Raw genomic sequence first — 3,035 nt, forward strand, 5'->3', positions numbered from 1 at the left:
ATCAAACTCTTTAAAACCCCGACCGAGCCCACCGGCGAGGCTAACGAATCCAAAATTTTACTCTTTATCGTGGGGCTTGCGGTGGGCGCCGTAGCGATCAGCGTAGGTATCGGCGGCGCGGTATTTGTGATGCCTATTTTGATCAGCTTTTTAAACTACGACATCAAAAAGGCCGTCAGTACGGGGCTGTTTTTCGTGATATTTTCCTCAAGCGCAGGCTTTATTAGTCTTGCCGCACACGGGCTCGTGTACTACGAAATCGGCGCATTGCTCGGCGTCGGCTCGCTAGCGGGCGTTTATGCGGGCGTCAAAACCTCGCACAAGATCGGCAAAAAAGCTCAAAAGCACTGGATGATCGCACTTATCGTCACGATACTTTGCGTGACGATCAAAAAATTTATCGCCCTAAACTAACGCTGTTCGTTTCGCCTGCCGCGCCTAAATTCGGCCTAAAGAGTGCTTTAAATTTTAAAATTTAAACTCCGTCCGTTTGCGCAAGCGATTTTTGAAATTCGTATTTGAAATAAAACGTCCACGCAAGCGGACAGAGGATTATTAAAATGACGGCTACGACTTCGGCGGCTTGCGCATGAAATATTACGAATAAGACACCTATGTAGTTAAGAACATAAGCAAAACCCCAAAATACCGCGTTTGAGCGGTCGTTTAATATCTCGGTTGCGACCAAATAGATGCAAATGCAAATTAGCGAGGCGATTAAAAAGGCCTCAAGGACGCCTAGTTTTTGGTAGTTTACGTCCGAAGCAAAATAACCCAGCGCGCAAGACGCCAAGATTGCCGCGAGTAAAATTTTGCGTAAAATTTTAAGCGATTTGACTTCGGGCGAAGCATAGATTATATGCGCGCAAAGAGCTATAAAATAGGCACCTGCGACAAAATCAAAAAATATGTAATAAGCGAATTCTCCAAATATCCCCAAATCATAGCCGTTTCCTAAAATTTTTTCATCTATGACATATAGCGCACCGAATTTAGTCGCTAAAAATACAGCCGTAAGCAGGATCGGATGCAGTAGCGCTCTGCCTGCAAGCAAATCTGCGCAAATGTGCCTCAGGAAATTTATCGATTTTTTCAAGCTAGGCTCCTTTGAGATTTCGCCGCTTGCGGCGTCTCTCGTGAAATTTTTGCCGTCTTGGTTGAGTTTAAATTTGATCTTAGATCGAGATAAATTTTAGCTCGAGAGCTTTTAAAAATCGCTTAGAGGCAAAAGCATAAATTCGCGCGATTGGGAGCGGGTCGCGTATTTTAAAATCCGCACCGTTCAAATCATTTTCCTATCGCAAGCTGTTTGCGAGCGAGCACATATTACAAAATGCGCGGATGAAATAGGCAAAATCTACTTATTGATCAGCTCATTGCAATATTTTATGCATAAATAGCATGAAATTAAATTCATCGACTTTAAAATAAATCACGCTCAAAGCCCGCTCATATAAATTTGCACACTTAAATTCATAGATAAAATTTTAAGAAAAAATGAGATATTATACGTAAATTTTTTCAAGGAGTAAAGAATGAATTTCAAAAAAACCATATCGGCTGCCGTTATTGCAGCTTCGGTGCTGGCGCTATTTAGCGGATGCGCGAAAGAGAGCTCTCGTGTAGTACAAACCCCTACGGTAGCGAGTCTAAATACCAACTACTCGGGCGAGCGGATCGCCGTGTCGGTAGGACGCTTTAACAACCAATCCTCTTACAACAACGGCGTGTTCTCGGACGGCGAGGACAGACTGGGCAACCAAGCGCAGACAATTTTGATCTCAAGCTTACAACAAACAGGACGTTTCTCGGTGCTTGATCGCACGAATATGCGCGCCATCAAAGAGGAAAGCGCAATCTCCAAAAGCGCACAAAACTTAAAAGGTGCCAGATACGTTATCACCGGCGACGTGACTGAGTTTGGCCGCAAGACGACCGGAGATCATCAGCTGTTTGGAATTTTGGGTAAAGGAAAGACTCAAACCGCGTATTCTAAAGTAAATTTAAACATCGTTGATGTTAGAACGTCCGAGGTAGTCTTTTCGACCCAGGGTGCGGGCGAGTACGAGCTGTCAAATCGCGAAGTGCTAGGTTTCGGCGGCACTGCGGGCTATGATTCGACGCTAAACGGCAAGGTGCTAAGCCTAGCGATCATCGAAGCGGTCAATAATCTCGTAAACGGCCTTGAAAACGGCGCGTTTAAAGTGAGATAAGGATTAAATTTGAAAGCGAGCAGCGCTTTTGCTCTTGCTGCTGCGGCCGTGATCTTTTGCGGCTGCGGCGGCGGGACGCGGAATCAAATTTATTACTGGGACGGCAGCTACACGGACTCTACCTATCAGTATCTAAAGCAGGAAAGCGACGTAGGCGAACAGATCGAAGCGCTTGAAAAATCTATCCAAAAGGCATACGAAAAGGGACTCAAAGTCCCGCCGGGGCTTTATTCGCATCTGGGGCTTTTGTATCTAAGCGCGGGTAACGGCGCGAGGGCGAGAGAGAATTTCGAAAAAGAAGCTCAGGCCTTCCCTGAATCAAAGCCGTTTTTAACCTTCGTTACAAACCCGGCCGCGCTTAAAAAAGCTGAGACTGCGAGCAAACCTGGCGCTGATAAAGTCCAAGGATCAAGCGAACGCGAAGTCGCCAAAGCAGCCTCTGCAAAGCAAGGCAAAGCTGCCGCGAAACAGGGCGGCAAAACGAATAAAAAGGCTAAAAAATGAAAAATAAAGCTCAAATAGCGATTTTTAGTGTATTCGTGGCGCTGTTTTTTAACGCGTGTGCTCTAAGTGAGCCTGAAATTTATGACTACTCGGCGCTTCAGCAGGCTAAGCCTCGATCGATTTTGGTGCTGATGCCTACAAACGAAACTACCGAAGTGGACGCAAGTGCTGCCGTGCTTGCCAACGCGATCTATCCGCTAAGCGAAGCGGGGTATTATGTATTTGATCCAGCGCTCGTGCATGAGACCTTCAAAAATAACGGAATTTACGAGGCAAGCGAGATCCAAAACGTCTCCGCGCACAAGCTAAGGCAGATTT

5 protein-coding genes are annotated in these 3,035 nt (G+C 45.9%); 4 read left to right on the plus strand and 1 reads right to left on the minus strand.

What is annotated here, in order from left to right:
* Positions 1-414 (plus strand): sulfite exporter TauE/SafE family protein (locus Q0372_RS06750; RefSeq protein ID WP_298104107.1); only part of this gene is annotated, 414 nt, incomplete at its 5' end.
* Positions 415-475: 61 nt separating this feature from the next.
* Here the strand turns inward: Q0372_RS06750 and Q0372_RS06755 are convergent.
* Complete coding sequence (locus Q0372_RS06755) at positions 476-1,096, minus strand: hypothetical protein (protein ID WP_298104111.1); 621 nt, start codon at positions 1,094-1,096, stop codon at positions 476-478.
* Positions 1,097-1,535: 439 nt separating this feature from the next.
* Between Q0372_RS06755 and Q0372_RS06760 the strand changes: the two genes are divergently transcribed.
* The 3 genes from Q0372_RS06760 to Q0372_RS06770 form a co-directional block, all read left to right on the plus strand.
* Positions 1,536-2,213 carry a CsgG/HfaB family protein gene (locus Q0372_RS06760; RefSeq protein WP_297902493.1) on the plus strand — a complete coding sequence of 226 codons (678 nt, stop codon included), beginning with the start codon at positions 1,536-1,538 and terminating at the stop codon, positions 2,211-2,213.
* Between the two features lie 9 nt (positions 2,214-2,222).
* Positions 2,223-2,717, plus strand: coding sequence for a DUF4810 domain-containing protein (locus Q0372_RS06765; RefSeq protein ID WP_298104114.1), 495 nt, complete (start codon positions 2,223-2,225; stop codon positions 2,715-2,717).
* Positions 2,714-3,035 (plus strand): GNA1162 family protein (locus tag Q0372_RS06770; RefSeq protein ID WP_298104117.1); only part of this gene is annotated, 322 nt, incomplete at its 3' end. The genes Q0372_RS06765 and Q0372_RS06770, both read left to right, overlap by 4 nt.

It is taken from the genome of uncultured Campylobacter sp. (genome assembly GCF_937997405.1).
GTDB lineage: Bacteria > Campylobacterota > Campylobacteria > Campylobacterales > Campylobacteraceae > Campylobacter_B.